Raw genomic sequence first — 750 nt, 5'->3', positions numbered from 1 at the left:
GAGAAATTCCGCCAGCTGCTGCAGGCCTATCAGATTGAAGCCGAATATGGCAGCCGCCTCGATCATTACGCGGCCGACATCGCACTGGATGGCGCCCCGCGCCGCGTTGATGTGCTGGCGGTCGGCCGCATTGCCCTGCTGGCGATGACCGCTGATCGCAGTCAGGCATGGCGCTGGTCCGCCGAGGCGAAGCAGTGGCAAGCCCTCGACAGCCAGTGGCTCTCCCCCATCGCCGAGGCGATGGATGTGGCCGCTGACAAGAAAGTTCCCCAGTTGCTCAATGTCCCCCTCTCGGTCAGCCGCAGTCAGGAGGCCCAATCATGAGCATCACCATCAAGTGGTTCCCCCTCTTTATTGCCCTCTCCTGCGCAGCCAATACCGCGGTCGCCAACGAGGAGTGGCAGCCGCAGGAACAGGCTCGCGAACAGCAGGCTCAGCAAGATCTGGCGACTGTTGCCAAGGAGCTCGGCACAGCCCGCGCCAGACTGGCCGAGGCCCAGCGCCTGAGCAAGGAGCTGGCAGGCCAATTTGCTAACAACGAGCAGCAGCTGACTGAGCTCAACGCCCAGTGGCAGCAAGCCTCCAGCGACATGAACGAAATCTTCGCGGTCACCCGTCAGGGCGCCAGTGATGCGGTTAAGTTGCTGAGCGAATCCGCCGTCGAGGGTCAGCATCCTGATCGCCTCGTTCCGCTGAAAACCATGGCGCAGGAGAAACAGGTGCCGGATCGCGCCGCCCTCGCCCTGCTGC

The 750-nt window shown here is 63.3% G+C and carries 1 protein-coding gene and 1 pseudogene; both read left to right on the top strand.

The window, feature by feature from the left end; genetic code table 11:
- Positions 1 to 324, top strand: a 324-nt coding sequence (locus CUC53_RS18155) for a DUF3450 family protein (protein ID WP_157798330.1), incomplete at its 5' end; no start/stop codon positions are given.
- Positions 321 to 750, top strand: a pseudogene (locus tag CUC53_RS18150) (MotA/TolQ/ExbB proton channel family protein); the annotation flags it as partial. The gene CUC53_RS18155 and the pseudogene CUC53_RS18150, both read left to right, overlap by 4 nt.

Source organism: Aeromonas cavernicola (assembly GCF_002795305.1).
GTDB classification, from domain to species: Bacteria; Pseudomonadota; Gammaproteobacteria; order Enterobacterales; family Aeromonadaceae; genus Aeromonas; species Aeromonas cavernicola.
Note: the sequence above shows the minus strand (reverse complement) of the source record. Positions and strands in the feature narration are given on the sequence as shown.